At 60.9% G+C, this 14,432-nt stretch carries 11 protein-coding genes; 5 read left to right on the forward strand and 6 right to left on the reverse strand.

Annotation, left to right across the window (positions count from 1 at the left end; all coding sequences use genetic code 11):
* Position 1: 1 nt before the first annotated feature.
* From focA to G5149_RS06390, 3 genes are all read right to left on the reverse strand, one after another.
* Complete coding sequence (gene focA, locus G5149_RS06380; protein WP_236348641.1) at positions 2 to 850, reverse strand: formate transporter FocA; 849 nt, start codon at positions 848 to 850, stop codon at positions 2 to 4.
* A 381-nt stretch (positions 851 to 1,231) separates the two neighbouring features.
* Positions 1,232 to 2,992: a 30S ribosomal protein S12 methylthiotransferase accessory factor YcaO gene (gene ycaO, locus G5149_RS06385; RefSeq protein ID WP_005346164.1), complete on the reverse strand. Its 1,761-nt coding sequence runs from the start codon at positions 2,990 to 2,992 to the stop codon at positions 1,232 to 1,234.
* 195 nt (positions 2,993 to 3,187) lie between these two features.
* Positions 3,188 to 4,621, reverse strand: coding sequence for a glycoside hydrolase family 1 protein (locus tag G5149_RS06390; RefSeq protein ID WP_288728338.1), 1,434 nt, complete (start codon positions 4,619 to 4,621; stop codon positions 3,188 to 3,190).
* 167 nt (positions 4,622 to 4,788) lie between these two features.
* Here G5149_RS06390 and G5149_RS06395 point away from each other — a divergent pair, with 167 nt between their 5' ends.
* Complete coding sequence (locus G5149_RS06395) at positions 4,789 to 5,652, forward strand: LysR family transcriptional regulator (RefSeq protein ID WP_040069378.1); 864 nt, start codon at positions 4,789 to 4,791, stop codon at positions 5,650 to 5,652.
* 36 nt (positions 5,653 to 5,688) lie between these two features.
* On the opposite strand, the gene G5149_RS06400 is transcribed toward G5149_RS06395, so the two are convergent.
* On the reverse strand, positions 5,689 to 6,438 hold the full coding sequence (locus tag G5149_RS06400) for a substrate-binding periplasmic protein (protein ID WP_421212096.1): 750 nt from the start codon (positions 6,436 to 6,438) through the stop codon (positions 5,689 to 5,691).
* Between the two features lie 176 nt (positions 6,439 to 6,614).
* Positions 6,615 to 8,879: a 5-methyltetrahydropteroyltriglutamate--homocysteine S-methyltransferase gene (metE, locus tag G5149_RS06405; RefSeq protein WP_421212098.1), complete on the reverse strand. Its 2,265-nt coding sequence runs from the start codon at positions 8,877 to 8,879 to the stop codon at positions 6,615 to 6,617.
* A 276-nt stretch (positions 8,880 to 9,155) separates the two neighbouring features.
* Between metE and G5149_RS06410 the strand changes: the two genes are divergently transcribed.
* Positions 9,156 to 10,061 carry a LysR substrate-binding domain-containing protein gene (locus G5149_RS06410; RefSeq protein WP_421212100.1) on the forward strand — a complete coding sequence of 302 codons (906 nt, stop codon included), beginning with the start codon at positions 9,156 to 9,158 and terminating at the stop codon, positions 10,059 to 10,061.
* Positions 10,062 to 10,068: 7 nt separating this feature from the next.
* On the opposite strand, the gene G5149_RS06415 is transcribed toward G5149_RS06410, so the two are convergent.
* Entirely contained in the window at positions 10,069 to 10,950 is an 882-nt protein-coding gene (locus G5149_RS06415) for a LysR family transcriptional regulator (RefSeq protein WP_421212102.1), read from the reverse strand.
* A 101-nt stretch (positions 10,951 to 11,051) separates the two neighbouring features.
* Between G5149_RS06415 and G5149_RS06420 the strand changes: the two genes are divergently transcribed.
* From G5149_RS06420 to G5149_RS06430, 3 genes are all read left to right on the forward strand, one after another.
* Complete coding sequence (locus tag G5149_RS06420) at positions 11,052 to 11,690, forward strand: NAD(P)-dependent oxidoreductase (protein ID WP_421212104.1); 639 nt, start codon at positions 11,052 to 11,054, stop codon at positions 11,688 to 11,690.
* Positions 11,691 to 12,028: 338 nt separating this feature from the next.
* Positions 12,029 to 13,072 (forward strand): isopenicillin N synthase family dioxygenase, encoded by a 1,044-nt coding sequence (locus G5149_RS06425; protein WP_421212106.1) that lies wholly within the window; start codon positions 12,029 to 12,031, stop codon positions 13,070 to 13,072.
* A gap of 133 nt (positions 13,073 to 13,205) precedes the next feature.
* A complete protein-coding gene (locus G5149_RS06430; protein WP_421212108.1) occupies positions 13,206 to 14,369 on the forward strand; it encodes a trans-sulfuration enzyme family protein in 1,164 nt (387 codons plus the stop codon).
* Positions 14,370 to 14,432: the final 63 nt, after the last annotated feature.

Consider the following 14,432-nt stretch of genomic DNA (forward strand, 5'->3'; position numbering starts at 1 on the left):
CTTAATGATGACGACGGAAGATAAACCAGTAAGTCAGACCAACCATCACGCCACCACCGATGATATTGCCGATGGTCACGGGGATGAGGTTGTGTAGGACGAAGTTGGATACGGTCAGGTCAGCAAAGGTTGCCGGATCCTGGCCGATGGCCTGCCAAAATTCCGGGCCAGCCACGCTGTGGATAGCGATACCAACCGGAATCATAAACATGTTTGCGATGCTGTGCTCGAAACCTGATGCAACGAACATGGCAACCGGCAGCAGCATGACGACTACCTTGTCAGTCGCGCTGCGGGCACCAAAGGCCATCCAGGCAGCAAGACATACCATCAGGTTACAGAGGATACCCAGCGCCACCGCTTCGAAGAAGGTGTGGTGAATTTTGTGTTGGGCCACTTTCAGGGCATTGAGACCCCACTGACCGTCTGCAGCCGTGTACTCGGCAGAAACGATGATCAGCGCCACCATCAGCAGACCGCCAATCAGGTTGCCGAAGTAGACCAGACCCCAGTTCTTGAGCAGCTGAGCCCAGCTGATGCGATTGGCAGCTTTGGCCACCAGCGTCAGGGTGGTGGAGGTGAACAGCTCGGCACCGAGCAGCACACAGAGAATAAGTCCGAGAGAGAAGCAGAGACCGCCAACCAGCTTGGCCATACCCCAGGACATAGAGCCGGAACCGGTCGTGACAGTAATGTAGAAGATAAACGCGATGGCGATGAAAGCGCCTGCGGTAATGGCCAGTGGAATGACCTTGTATGCCGGCTTGGTAGCCTTGGCATAGGTGATGTCTTCAGCCAGTGCAGCGATGGCTTCGGGCTTGAGACAATCGAATGGAGATTCAGCTTTCAATTATTTTCTACCTGAATGTTTTGCCTGTTGAAATCATAACAAAGGGCCAAATAGCCAAAATTGACATTGATCAAGTTTATCAGTGTGCGAATGTAATTTTACTACAAATATTTTAGTGCGATGGCTACGCCACTTTACACCAGGTATCAGCTGAAACAGAAATGTCACATTTTTAATGCAATGATTTTAAAGAATTTATTTTCAATCACGGAAATATAGTATTGGCAAGATATCTTTGCAGATCGACAGCAAATCCCCTGCCCTGCCATCAACCCCCTTAGGGGTATTTTTTGTTTTTTATTTCATCTTTGAATAACAATCCCGTGCCTTGCTGCACGATAAACAGAAGGGGCCACTCGGCCCCTTCCTTTACAGCAACGATTAGGCCCAGTGATGGGCTCGCTTGGCCTTCTGCAGCTTCTCGTAAGCTGCCAGCAGCTTCTGGTGCAGCGGGAACTGGGAGAGCGACAGGTCGGCCGCTTCCAGACCGTGGAAGCGTGCTTCGCCACTGGCGTTGGCCCATGCCTGTGCCAGCGTCTCTTCACCATACATGCGAGTGAAGACGGCGCGATACTGCTCCGGATCCCGCTCCTCGTCGAGGAACAACTCGACACAGGCACGCAGGGCACGGTAGTAGCTGGCTCGCTCGGCAGTAAACACCGACTGGTTGAACTCCATGGTCCAGTCGATGAGATCCAGCGCCGTATCCAGCTCACCGGCGGCCAGCGCCAGCATGGCTTTCAGCTCGCCAACGCGCAGGGTATGCAGCGCGGTACCCTTGGCGGCAGCGATGCCCAGCAGCTCGCGTACACGGGTACGCTCGTCGTGCCCCTCTTCATCCAGCTGGTCGAACAACGCCATGTACTGCTCGGCATCCCAATCAAGTGATGGCAGCGCCAGGATCACTTCGCGCAGGTTGGCGCCCATGTTGTTGTTGGCCAGCAGCAGATCTTCAGCCGGATAGATGTCGGACATGCCCGGCACCAGGATGCGGCAGGCGTAGACACCCAGATGCTCGTAGTCGGCGATATAGACCGGCTGCTCCAGCTCATGGAAGATGCCGATCAGGTGATCGAACTCCTCCTGCGAGGTGCCACGGAAGTCCCAGTCGGCAAACTCGAAGTCCGCATCCTGCTTGAACAGATCCCAGCTGATAAGGCCCGAGGAGTCGATGAAGTGAGTCTCGAGGTTATGGTGATCCGCTACCTGCTCGTTATCGAATGACGGCGGCACGAACACGTCGAGATCTTTGAGACCACGGCCCTGCAGCAGCTCGGTCACGGTGCGTTCGAAGGCCACTTCGAAGCGCGGGTGGGCGCCGAAGGAGGCAAAGCAGGTGCCGTTGCTCGGGTTGAGCAGCACAACACAGATGACCGGATAACGGCCACCGAGGGAGGCATCGAAGCTGTAAATGGGGAAGCCTTCCGCTTCGAGGGCGGCGATGGAGGCAGCAATTCCCGGATAACGGGCAATCACCTCGTCCGGGATCAGCGGCAAGCTGATGGCCTCGGCGATGATCTTGTTCTTCACGTGGCGCTCGAACACCTCGGAGAGCGCCTGGGTGCGCGCTTCGGTCTTGGTGTTGCCAGCGCTCATGCCGTTGGAGACATAGAGGTTGCCGATGATGTTCATCGGGATGTAGACGGTCTCGTGATCGGACTGGCGTTCGAACGGCAGCGCGACGATACCGCGCTCTTCGTTGTTTGACTGCAGATCCACCAGCATGTCGGCGGTCACTTCACCATCCGGGTTGTAAAACTTGCGGGTGAAGCTGTCGAGCAGACCGGCCGGGAACTGGTCACCCTCGATAGGGAACCACTTCTCGTTCGGGTAGTGAACGAAATCGCCGTTGGCGACCTGCTCGCCCAGATAGAAGTCAGCAAAGAAGTAGTTGGTGGAGAGACGCTCGAAATATTCGCCAAGGGCAGACGCGAGGGCCGCCTTCTTGCTGGCGCCCTTGCCGTTGGTAAAGCAGAGGGCGCACTCTTTGTCGCGAATATGCACCGACCAGACGTTCGGCACGGGGTTGAGCCAGGAGGCCTCTTCGATATCAAAGCCCAAGGCTTGCAGCTTGGTCTGGAAGCGTTCGATGGAGTCTTCCAGCGCCGCATCCTTGCCGGGAATAAAAGTGTGGTCAGTCATCACGATATCCTGATTTTTATTGGCTCATGTTCGGCCGCAGATAATAGCAGGGGTCGCCGACTTTGGCAGGACAAAAATCAGCAAACAGGGGGGTGAGTTGCACGGTGAGAAACAGGCTTATCCCCTTTACCCCGCCACAAACAGCGCGGGCCCGGGGATTACCCGGGCCCGCTGGTTACGCGACGCGGTAAACCATCAGAGCTGCTTGCCCTGGCTCGCAATCACCTGGCTGTACCAGTGGAAGCTCGCTTTCTTGATCCGGCGAAGGGAGCCCCCCTGCTCGTCACGCTCCACATAGACGAAGCCGTAGCGCTTCTGGTAGCCATTGAGCCAGCTCAGGATGTCGGTGAACGACCAGGCGCAGTAGCCGAGCAATTCCACCCCATCCTGCATCGCCTCCTGGCACGCCTTGACGTGGCTGCGCAGGTAATCGATGCGGTACGCATCGTTCACCTTGTCGCCCGCCTCCAGCTTGTCGAACTCGCCAAGGCCATTCTCGGTGATCATCAGCGGCAGACCATAGCGGGAAGAGAGGCGACGCAGGGCGATGCGCATCCCGGTCGGGTCGATGGCCCAGTCCCAGTTGCTGGTCTCAAGGTGCGGATTGGGCGCCGTCTTGTAGAGGCCGGGAATACCGCTGGACGGCGTAGTGCCCTTCTTGCCGGTGGTGTTGATCCGCTGCAGGGTCTGACCGCCCAAGGGGTTATCGGTGTAGGTCAGGGTGTAGTAGTAGTTGACGCCGATGTAGTCGGGCGTCCCCTCTCGCAGCAACTCCATATCGCCCGGCAGGATCTCCGGCGCCTCGCCGTTTTCTCGCAAGTAAGCGAGCGCCGCCTGCGGATAGCGGCCAAAGCAGTAGGCATCCAGCCACCAGAGGTTGTTGAACTCCTCGGCGTTCTCATAGGCCAGCATATCTTTCGGATCGCACGACGCCGGATAGGCAGGAGAGTAGGCAAAGCTCGGGCCGATGAGGCCATTTGGCACATGCTGGCGAAACGCCTTGATCACCCGGGCATTGGCCAGAAACGCGATGTGGTTGGCGGCAAAGAAGCGCTTGCGATCCTGCACAGCGGGCGGATGGGTGCCGAGCTGATAGGCGTTAGTCAGGTTGTAGTTCTGCTCGTTAAGCGACACCCAGTACTTCACCTTGCCGGCAAAGCGCTGATAGAGGGTCACGCAGTAGCGCTCGAAATCCTCGATAATGCGTCGGTCTTCCCAGCCGCCGTACTCATCTTGCAGCGCCTGCGGCAGATCCCAGTGATAAAGGGTCAGCACCGGCTCGATCTTGTGGGCCAAGAGGGTGTCGATCAGCTTCTCGTAGAAAGCCAGACCCGCCTCGTTCACCTCCCCCCGACCGGTAGGATAAATGCGCGGCCAGCTCACCGAGAAGCGGTAAGCCTTGAGCCCCATCTCGGCCATCAGCGCCACGTCCTCTTCCATACGGTGGTAGTGATCCACTGCCACATCGCCGTTGCTCCCCTCAAAGGTCTTGCCCGGCAGCTTGGTGAAGAGATCCCACACCGAGGGCCCCTTGCCATCGGCATTCCAGCCCCCCTCCACCTGATAGGCGGCGGAGGCGGCGCCCCACAGAAAATCGCTCGGGAAGTCGTTGAACTTGTGGTGATGCATCTGGTGTTGCTCCTTCTGCGCTGATGGTGTCAGCCATCTCTGATAACTCGGCGCCCCCGTGCTGGGGTACCCGAAATGAATTGGCATAAGCATCCATCACTTCTAAAATTCCGTCCAATGACAAATTTAAACATTCAACATTCCCAACAGGAATGAAAGGAGCCCTGATGGAGCTACGAGATCTGAAAGCCTTCGTCACTCTGGGGGAGGTGCTGCACTTCGGCCAAGCGGCGGTACGTCAGCACGTTACCCAGTCGGCCCTGAGCAAACAGATAAGGCGGCTGGAGGAGGAGCTGGGCGGCGAGCTGTTCGAGCGCAATGCCAGCACCACTCGCCTCACCGGACTGGGCAGGGCGCTTTATGAAGATGCCCGCGCAGTGGTCATCCAGAGCGAGCAGCTCTCCCGCACCGCCCGCGACGTGCTGGCGGGCAACGTTGGCACCCTGCGCATCGGCTTTGGCGTCGCTACCAAGATCCTGGTACCCGCCGCCATTGCCCGCTTTCGCGCCGAGCGGCCGCAAGTGACCATCGAGCTCAACGATCTCTCCACCCACCACCAGCTGCTGGCGCTCAGTGAAGGCAAGCTGGATCTCGGTTTTTGCCGCCTGCCCGCCCCCAAGGGGTGGCACGCCCTGCCGGTGGTCGAAGCCCACTTTGTCGCCGTACTGCCCGCCAGCTACCGCGATGTGAGGGAGTTGGCGGATCTGGTGGACAAGCCGCTGGCGATCCTGCGTCGTGACAAGGCGCCGTCCTTTTACGATCACCTGATGAACTATCTGGCCCAGAGCGGGCTGCGTTTTCGCGATATCCAGTACGTCAACGACTTCGCCGCCGGAGTCGCCACCGCGGCAGCCGAGATCGCCTGGACCCTGGTTCCCTCCTCCACCACCATAGAGCACCCGGATGTACTCACCCTCCCCTTGAGAGACGGGGAAGCCTGCTGGACCATTGGCCTTATCCGTCCGCCCCACAGCAAGGGGCCCTTGATCGATGCCTTCTGGGCAACCATCGCCGATATGGCGCCAAGATAGACACGCCCTTGGCAAACAGCAGATGGCGGCCGCGCATCAACGATAGCGTTCGACGATACGCGCCAACTCGCCGCTTTGTCGCAGCTGTTGCAGGGCACGGTTGAACTCGGTTATCCGGGTATTGAAGCGGGAGTGCTTGCCAATGCAGAGATTGAACGGGGTAGAGGCAAGCTGCAGCGGCACCTCGACCACCAACCCGGAGAGACCCAGCTGGTTAAGTTTGAAGCGTGCCACCAGTGGGTCGGTCACCATCAGATCCCCCCGACCCGCCGCCAGCATTTTGAAGACATTATCGACATTGATGGTGTGATGAACGGTGAAGCCCGCTAGGTTCTCCTTGCCCCAGCCGTTACCGAAATAGTCGAGAAAGGTAAGTGATTTGAAGTCGCTCAAGCGGCTGGCACGCTGAAACTCCGCCATGCGGGGATGGGCACGCTGGGTAAAAATGGTTAGCACAGTGGTAGTGACTGGCTCTTCCACAACCAGGGTATAGCTGCGCCGTTCCTGAGTAGCGATGGTGACAAAGCCATCGGCCTGCGCCATCCGCACCAGTTTTTGCGCCCGTTGCCACGGATAACCTTCATGGCGAACCCGCAGCCCCATCTGCGCGGCCACCCGATCCATCACGTCGATCATCAGCCCGCGCATCCTGCCCTGTTCGTCACGCCACGAATATGGGGCAAAGTCGTCAAAGTAGACCATCTTCACCTCGGCCGCTGGCGCCGCCCATGCACTCTGCCACATCAGCAATCCCCACAGGATTGCGCTCCCCAGACTGACTCTCATGGCCGCGACTCCATCCACTTCTGCCAACTCTGAGCCTAGTGCAAAGCGGGCTGCGGCAAGGTTCAGGATCCAGTGGAAAAAGTGGCCAACGAAAAAAGAGAGAGGAAGCAGTGGCTTCCCCTCTCTTGTTCGTTTGTCAGCACGCCACCTTACCGATGGCTGTCACGGCTTGCCGGTTACGCCAGCTCGGCCCGCAGCGCCTTGGTGGCATCAACCATCACCTTGAGGGCGGCTTCTGTCTCTTCCCAGCCGCGGGTCTTGAGGCCGCAATCCGGGTTGACCCAGAGCCGCTCGGCCGGGATCTGTTTGGCGGCCTTGCGCAGCAACCCCTCAATCCAGCTCTGGCTCGGCACGTTCGGCGAGTGGATGTCGTAGACGCCCGGGCCAATCTCGTTGGGGTAGTTGAAGCGTTCGAACGCTTCGAGCAGCTGCATCTGGCTGCGGCTGGTCTCGATGGTGATCACATCCGCATCCAACGCCGCCACCGCCTCGATGATGGGGTTGAAATCGCTGTAGCACATGTGGGTGTGGATCTGGGTGCTGTCCGCCACCGGGCTTGCGCTAAGACGGAAGGCCCGCACCGCCCAGTCGAGATAGGCCTGGTGATCCTGCTTGCGCAGGGGCAAACCTTCGCGGATCGCCGGTTCGTCGATCTGGATGATCTTGATGCCAGCGGCTTCCAAATCTGCCACCTCGTCACGAATGGCCAGCCCGATTTGCAGGGCAGATTGCTCGCGGCTCACATCTTCCCGCGGGAAGGACCAGCAGAGGATGGTCACAGGGCCGGTCAGCATCCCCTTCACCGGCTTGTCGGTCAGGCTCTGGGCAAATCGGGTCCATTCGAGCGTCATGGGGGTCGGGCGGTCAATATCGCGGGTGATCACCGGCGGCTTGACGCAGCGTGAGCCATAGCTCTGTACCCAGCCGAAGCGGGTGATGGCAAAGCCATCCAGCAGCTCACCGAAATACTCCACCATGTCGTTGCGCTCGGCCTCGCCGTGCACCAGCACATCCAGCCCGATGGCCTCCTGACGCGCGATGGCATCGCGGATCTCAGCCTTAATGCCCGCCTCGTAGGCGCGGTTATCGATGTGACCGGCGCGCCAATCCTGCCGCAATACCCGGATCTGCGAGGTCTGCGGGAAGGAGCCGATGGTGGTGGTGGGCAGCAGCGGCAGCTTGAGCTCCGAGCGCTGCAGCTCGGCCCTGACCGGATAGGGGCTGTGGCGATCAAAATCGCCGTTGGTGAGGCTGGCGAGCCGTGACTGCACCGCCTTCTTGTGGACGCGGCAGTCAGACTCCCGATCGACGATGGGCTGGCTGTAGGCGGTGATTTTGTCGAGCTCGGCCCCATCCAGATACTCTCTGAGCAGTCCCAACTCGAAGCATTTTTGCAGGGCAAAGGCGAACCAGCTGCGGGTCTGGGGATCCAGCTCCTGCTCCAGGGTCAAATCCACCGGGCTATGCAGCAATGAGCAGGATGAGGCCACCCAGAGCCGCTCGCCGAGTTTGGCTTTCAATGCTTTCAGGGTCGGCGCCAGCTTGGCCAGATTGGCACGCCAGACGTTGCGACCGTTGATGACCCCGGCGGATATGACCCACTGGGCGGGCAGATGCGGCACCAGTGTCTCCAGCTGTTCGGGGGCGGCCACCAGATCCAGATGCAGGCCATCCACCTTTAGGCTGGTGATGATGTCGCGCTGATGGGCCACCGAGCCGAAATAGGTGGTGAGCAGCAGCTTGCAGGGACCGCTCAGGCGCTCGTAGGCGTTGAGATAGGCCAGACGCCACTCGTCCGGCAAGTCCAGCGTCAGCGCAGGTTCGTCGATCTGCACCCACTCCACCCCTTGGGCGGCCAGTTTCGCCAGGATCTCCTGATAGACAATCAGCAGGCGATCGAGCAGTTCAAGGCGAGAGAAGCCGCTCTCTTTCTCCTTGCCGAGCCACAGGTAGGAGACCGGCCCCAGCAGCACCGCCTTGACCGGCAGCCCCAGCGCTTTGGCCTCTTCCACCTCGTCAAACAGCTGGCTCCAGCCCAGCTTGAAGCGCTGGTCACGGCTGAATTCCGGCACCAGATAGTGGTAGTTGGTGTTGAACCATTTGGTCATCTCGGCGGCGGCGGCAGATGGGCCGGTCGGCGCACGACCACGGGCCACCCGGAACAGGGTGTCGAGGTCGGTCTCGCCATGACGGTGACGGGCAGGCACCGCATCCACCAGCAGGCTGGTGCCGAGCACCTGATCGTACCAGGCGAAGTCGCCCACCGGCAGCAGATTGACCCCGGCGCCGTGCTGGGCCTGCCAGTGGCGTTCACGCAGCGTCTTGCCCACGGCAACGAGTTCGGCCTGCGTGGTCTCGCCACGCCAGTAGGATTCGAGGGCAAATTTCAGCTCGCGCTTGGCGCCGATACGGGGGAAGCCCAGGGTGTGTGCTCGTGTCATAGGTTCATTTCCTTATGCTCATTCATCTGATGGGAAACTGGATGATTTAGCCATCCAGATGTTTACACATCCAAAATGACAAGATAAGGTGACGCTGGCTATTGAATCCTCTTCAAGTGGCTCTCAAATAATCCTCAACTGACCGCCGGTAAGGTTCACCGCGAGGATACAGAGGCCGATTTTTACAGGTGCAAGAGGTGCCGCAGTCAAGAAGCGCAGCAGGCCACCGCCGACCGCAACCTCAGCGCCATACGCAATCTCACAAGGAGCCATCTTATGGCAGTGCCAAGCAATGCAGGGATAGAGATCAAACACTTGAAAACATTGACCGCGCTGGCCGAGCAGGGCTCGCTGGCCGGTGCGGCGCTGACCCTCAACCTCACCCAGTCCGCCCTCTCCCACCAGCTCAAAGAGCTGGAGACCCGCCTCAATCTGGAGCTCTACCTGCGCAAAAGCCGCCCGCTGGTACTGACCGCAGCCGGCAGCCAGCTGCTCGTCCTCGCCCGTCAGGTACTGCCCGCCCTGGCCCAGACCGAGAAGCAGTTGCATGCCCTGCAGAGCGGCGATGCGGGCAGGCTGCATCTGGCGCTCGATTGCCACAGCTGCATCCAGTGGCTGCTGCCGCTGTTGCCCGATTTTCGCCGCCAGTGGCCCGGGGTGGACCTGGAGGTGGAGTCAGTGCCGGGCTTTGATGCCATCAATGCCCTGCTAGGCGGCCAACTCGACCTGCTGCTCACCTCGGACGTGCAGGCCCGCGGCGATCTCCACTTCGAGCCGCTGTTTGCCTTCGATCTGACTCTGGTGATGGCGCCGGATCATCCCCTCTGCCACCAGAGCCACATCGAGCCAGGCGATCTGGGGCCGGAGGTGCTGCTGGTCTATCCGGTGGAGCGCAGCCGCATGGATATCTTCAGCCGCTTTTTACAGCCCGCCGGGGTGGAGCCCGCCCGCTGCAAGCCGGTGGACAACACCTCGGTGATGCTGCAGATGGCCGCCGCTGGCCTAGGGGTCGCTGCCCTGCCGCGCTGGGCCAGTGACGAGTTTGTCAGACAGGGAATGCTCTGCGCCCGCCCCCTCGGCAGCGGTATTCGTCGTCATATGTACGGCGCGGTGCGGGCCGCCGATCGGGATCAAGCCTGCCTGCAGAGCCTCTTTGCTCGCATCCGGGCTACCATGGCTTGATGATGGCTCAGAGCGTTCCGAAGTAGCTGCGCAGCGCTTCCACCACCCGCCGCACCTTCTCCGGGATCTCCCGCTGCGGCGTGATGGCGTGGATCTCCATCGGCGCCACCTGAAAACCGGGCAGCAGTTCGAGCAGACGCCCTTGCGCCAGATCCTCACCAATTTCTCCCTCCGGTTGCAGCGAGATACCCTGCGCCGCCAGCGCAAACTGGCGCAAGGGCAACACGTTATTGCAGAGCACCTTGGCCTTGAACCTCACCCTGTGCTCGCCCCCCTTCTCATCCTGCAGCAGCAAACCGTTGCCCAGCATGTCGCCACAGAGCCAGTCGTGAGTCGCCAGATCGTCGGGCGTGCGCGGCGCTCCCTTGCGCGCCAGATAGGCGGGGGCGGCGCAGAGCAGCATCCGGGTCTGCCCCAGTTTGCGGGCCACCAGGGTCGAGTCGGGCAAGGTGCCGACCCGCAATGCCACGTCGATCCGCTCGGCAATCAGATCCCGTTTCTCGTCGTCGGCGATGATCTGGATGGTGAGGCCGGGGTGGGCCTGCAGCAGCGGAGAGAGGGCCAGCGCCAGCGGCTGGCCCGCCATACCCACCGGGGCAGTGATCCGCACTTCCCCGAGCAGGGCGTCGCGCACCTCCGAGAGGCGCAGCTCGGTCTCGCTCAGGGTCTGCTGCAACGCCCGGCACCCTCGCCACACCACCTCTCCCGCCTCGGTCAGACTGAGGCGACGGGTGGAGCGATGGAGCAGGGGCAGCCCGAGCAGGCTTTCCAGCTGGCTGATATGCTGACTGACGGCGGAGGGGGTCATGCCAAGGGATTTGGCAGCCCCTGTCATGCTGCCCGCTTCCACCACGGCGGCGAAGATGGCGTAACGTCTGAGCTGTTCCATTATTAAATCCAGCTTATAAGTGAATGCATTTTTGAGGTGATTATTAAATCATAAATGGCGGCGTAGGATAGCCCCATTCCAACAGTGAAGGAGAGTTCCCCATGAAGATTGCCCTGATCGGTGCCAGCGGTTTTGTCGGTTCAGCCATCCTGAACGAGGCCGTCAGCCGCGGCCATCACGTCACCGCCATCGTCCGCGATGTCAGCAAGGTGGCCGCCCATCCGCAGGTCACCGCCGTGGCGGTGGATGCCCAAAACCCGCAGGCATTGGCCGAGGTGCTCCAGGGGCACGATCGGGTGATCAGCGCCTACAACCCGGGCTGGACCACACCGGATATCTACGACCAGTACCTCAAGGGCGCCAACGCGATCGTCGCAGCAGCCAAAGCGGCCAACAGCTGGTTGTTGGTAGTAGGTGGCGCCGGCAGTCTGGAGGTCGCCCCCGGCGTGCAACTGGTGGATACCCCTGAGTTTCCGGCCGAGTGGAAACAGGGGGCGCTGGCGGCCCGCGACGGTCTCACCGCCCTGCGTCGTGAAACCACCCTCGACTGGCGCTTTGTCTCTCCCCCTGTGTTCCTCGAACCGGGCGAGAAACGCGGCGGCTATCGGATTGGTGGCGATCAGGTGCTGTTCAGTGGCGAACAGCCTGCCGGGATCACTGCCGGTGATCTGGCCGATGGCGTGCTGAACGAGGTGGAAAAACCGGCTCACCAGCGCCAGCGCTTTACCCTGGGTTACTGAGAGCCTGCAGGCGGTTAAGGCCAGAATGCGCGGTCACTCGCCTGCGCACCCAGTCAGGTGAACACCCGCTCAAACAGCAGGGAGGCATCCGCCTCCCTGCTGTTTTGGTCATTTTTACCGCGGGCAGCTTGCCTCTGGTTATCACTCTCCCCCTCATCGTTGCCCCTTTACCCCGCAATGGCTGCGCAAAAACCCGTCAGCCCATCAGGCGCCGAATTCCATTTCGAATTTTGTATATAACTAAGAATAATTTGTTGTTTCCGTCTTATGACACCGAACAGTAGCATCCCCTTTATCCCAGATGGCGCCAGAGATAACGAAAGAGTGAGGAGGTGCACATGGAACATTCACCACTACCGATCATCGATCTGGCTGCCCTCAACGGGGCGCCCGAGGTGCGTCGCCCTATGCTGGCCAGGCTGGCCGCGGCCGCCCGCGATGTGGGCTTTTTCTATCTGGTCGGCCACGGCTTGAGCAAGGTTGAGATGCTAGAGACCCTGGCGCTGGCAGAGCGCTTCTTTGCCCTGCCGGAGCAGGAGAAGCTGGCGGTGCAGATGGTCAACAGCCCCCACTTTCGCGGCTATAACCGGGTCGGTGCCGAGCTCACCCGAGCGCGGCCGGACCTGCGCGAGCAGTTCGATATCATGAATGAGGCGCAGGCTCTGCCTGCAGCCCTGATCCGTGAACCCTGGCAGCGGCTGATCGGCCCCAACCAGTGGCCGACCGCCCTGCCAGAGATGAAAGCCCATCTGCTGGCGTGGCAGAATCGGCTGAGCGACATCACCCTCACCCTGCTGGCCGCTTTTGCCGAAGTGCTGGAGCAACCGGCCAACGTGTTTGACGACAGTATTCGCGGCGCCCTCTACCAACACATGAAGCTGATTCACTACCCGGGGCAAGAAGCGGGTGGCAGCAGTCAGGGGGTCGGCGCCCACAAGGATCCCGGCTACCTGACGCTGGTGATGCAGGACAATCATTCGGGGCTTGAGGTCGAGACGGCCGACGGCTGGATCTCCGCGCCGCCCCTGCCGGGAGCACTGGTGGTCAATATCGGCGAGCTGCTGGAACTGGCTTCCAACGGCTATCTCAAGGCGACCCTGCATCGGGTGGTGAGCCCGCCGCCCGGCGTATCGCGCCTCTCCTGCGCCTTCTTTATGGCGGCGCGGCTCGATGCCACCGTGCCACTGCTCAGCCTCTCCCCAGAGCTGGCAGCGCAGGCGCAAGGGCCGGAGAGTGACCCGACCAACCCGCTCTTCTATCAGGTAGGGGAGAACGTGCTGAAAGGGCGGCTGCGCTCCCACCCGGATGTGGCGGCGCGCCACTATGGGCCGGTGGAACCTGCTCACCTCCCGCGCACTGAAAGCGAAGCGATACCGGCCTGAGCAGCGCAAAGATGCGCATGCGGGTATATGCATAAGCCACAAGCCGCATGCACATACCCGCGCTGACAAAAACAACAAGCAACGAACAACAAAACAAGTCATGGCCAGAGCCTGGCCATCACGGAGCAACACGATGAAATTCAAGACCATGAGCGTACACAGCGGCCAGCGGATCGACCCACAGACCGGTGCCCTCACCACCCCGCTCTACCAAAGCAGCACCTTCAGCTACTTCAACGCCCAGGCGGGCAAGGAGCGCTTTGCAGGTCAGGCCCCCGGCTTTATCTACAGCCGCTTTGGCAACCCCACCACCGCCGAGCTGGAGCAGAAGCTGGCAGCCCTCGAAGGGGCCGACGAGGCGCTGGTGGTGGCGAGCGGCATGGCGGCGGTGAGCGCCATCATGTATGCCCTGGCCGACAGCGGCGATGAGGTGGCCTATATCGGCCCGCTCTACGGCGGCACCGATGCCTTCTTGAAGCAGACCTTCAGCCGCGCTGGCATCAAGGTCACCGCCTACGAGAGCGATCGGGATCTGCTGGCCAATATCCGCCCTGCCACCAAGGTGGTACTGTTCGAAACCCTGACCAACCCCACCCTCAAGGTGGTGGATCCGCGGCTGGTGGTGGAAGCGGCCCGCAAGGTGGGCGCCATTACGGTATGTGACAACACCTTCCTCACCCCCTACCTGCTGCGTCCGCTGGAACTCGGGGTCGATGTAGTGATGCACAGCGGCACCAAATATCTGGGCGGCCACGGCGACATCATCGCCGGAGTGGTAGCGGGATCTCACGCCCTGATGAAGTCGATCCGCACCGTGGCCCTCAAACATATCGGCTCCCCAATCGGCCCGCAGGAGGCCTACCTGCTGCAGCGCGGGGTCAAGACCCTGCCCCTGCGGATGGATGCCCACCTGCACAATGCGCAGAAAGTGGCCGAGTTTCTGGCCGCCCATCCGGCGGTGAAGAAGGTGATCTACCCGGGGCTTGCCAGCCATCCGGGCCACGATGCCCTAGGCGCCTTCGCCAGCGGCTTTGGCGGCATGGTGAGCATTGAGCTGGAAGGCGGGTTTGAGCGCTGCGCTACCCTGCTCGATAACCTGCAACTGTTCGTGCAGGCGGTGAGTCTGGGGGATCTCGAGAGTCTCGCTTGCCATCCGGCCAGTACCACCCACGCCGCCATGGACGAGGCGAGCCGCCTCGCCGCTGGGGTCAACGACGACCTCATCCGCTTCAGCGTCGGGGTGGAAGATGCAGACGATCTCATCGCCGATCTGGCCGCTGCGCTGGCGCAGATCTAACCGGACACGCTTTTTACTCCCCGACAAAACAGCGGCGAGTGATATGCCTCAAACACAACAACG

The organism is Aeromonas sp. 600479 (assembly GCF_049175515.1).
In the GTDB taxonomy this organism is placed as follows: domain Bacteria; phylum Pseudomonadota; class Gammaproteobacteria; order Enterobacterales; family Aeromonadaceae; genus Aeromonas; species Aeromonas veronii_A.

Excerpts from the sequence above, each read along its gene's own strand:
- G5149_RS06400 (WP_421212096.1), bottom strand. The coding sequence starts at position 6,438 with ATGAGAGTCAGTCTGGGGAGCGCAATCCTGTGGGGATTGCTGATGTGG.
- G5149_RS06410 (WP_421212100.1), top strand. The coding sequence starts at position 9,156 with ATGGCAGTGCCAAGCAATGCAGGGATAGAGATCAAACACTTGAAAACA.
- ycaO (WP_005346164.1), bottom strand. The coding sequence starts at position 2,992 with ATGACTGACCACACTTTTATTCCCGGCAAGGATGCGGCGCTGGAAGAC.
- G5149_RS06390 (WP_288728338.1), bottom strand. The coding sequence starts at position 4,621 with ATGCATCACCACAAGTTCAACGACTTCCCGAGCGATTTTCTGTGGGGC.
- G5149_RS06395 (WP_040069378.1), top strand. The coding sequence starts at position 4,789 with ATGGAGCTACGAGATCTGAAAGCCTTCGTCACTCTGGGGGAGGTGCTG.
- G5149_RS06415 (WP_421212102.1), bottom strand. The coding sequence starts at position 10,950 with ATGGAACAGCTCAGACGTTACGCCATCTTCGCCGCCGTGGTGGAAGCG.
- G5149_RS06420 (WP_421212104.1), top strand. The coding sequence starts at position 11,052 with ATGAAGATTGCCCTGATCGGTGCCAGCGGTTTTGTCGGTTCAGCCATC.
- G5149_RS06425 (WP_421212106.1), top strand. The coding sequence starts at position 12,029 with ATGGAACATTCACCACTACCGATCATCGATCTGGCTGCCCTCAACGGG.
- metE (WP_421212098.1), bottom strand. The coding sequence starts at position 8,879 with ATGACACGAGCACACACCCTGGGCTTCCCCCGTATCGGCGCCAAGCGC.
- G5149_RS06430 (WP_421212108.1), top strand. The coding sequence starts at position 13,206 with ATGAAATTCAAGACCATGAGCGTACACAGCGGCCAGCGGATCGACCCA.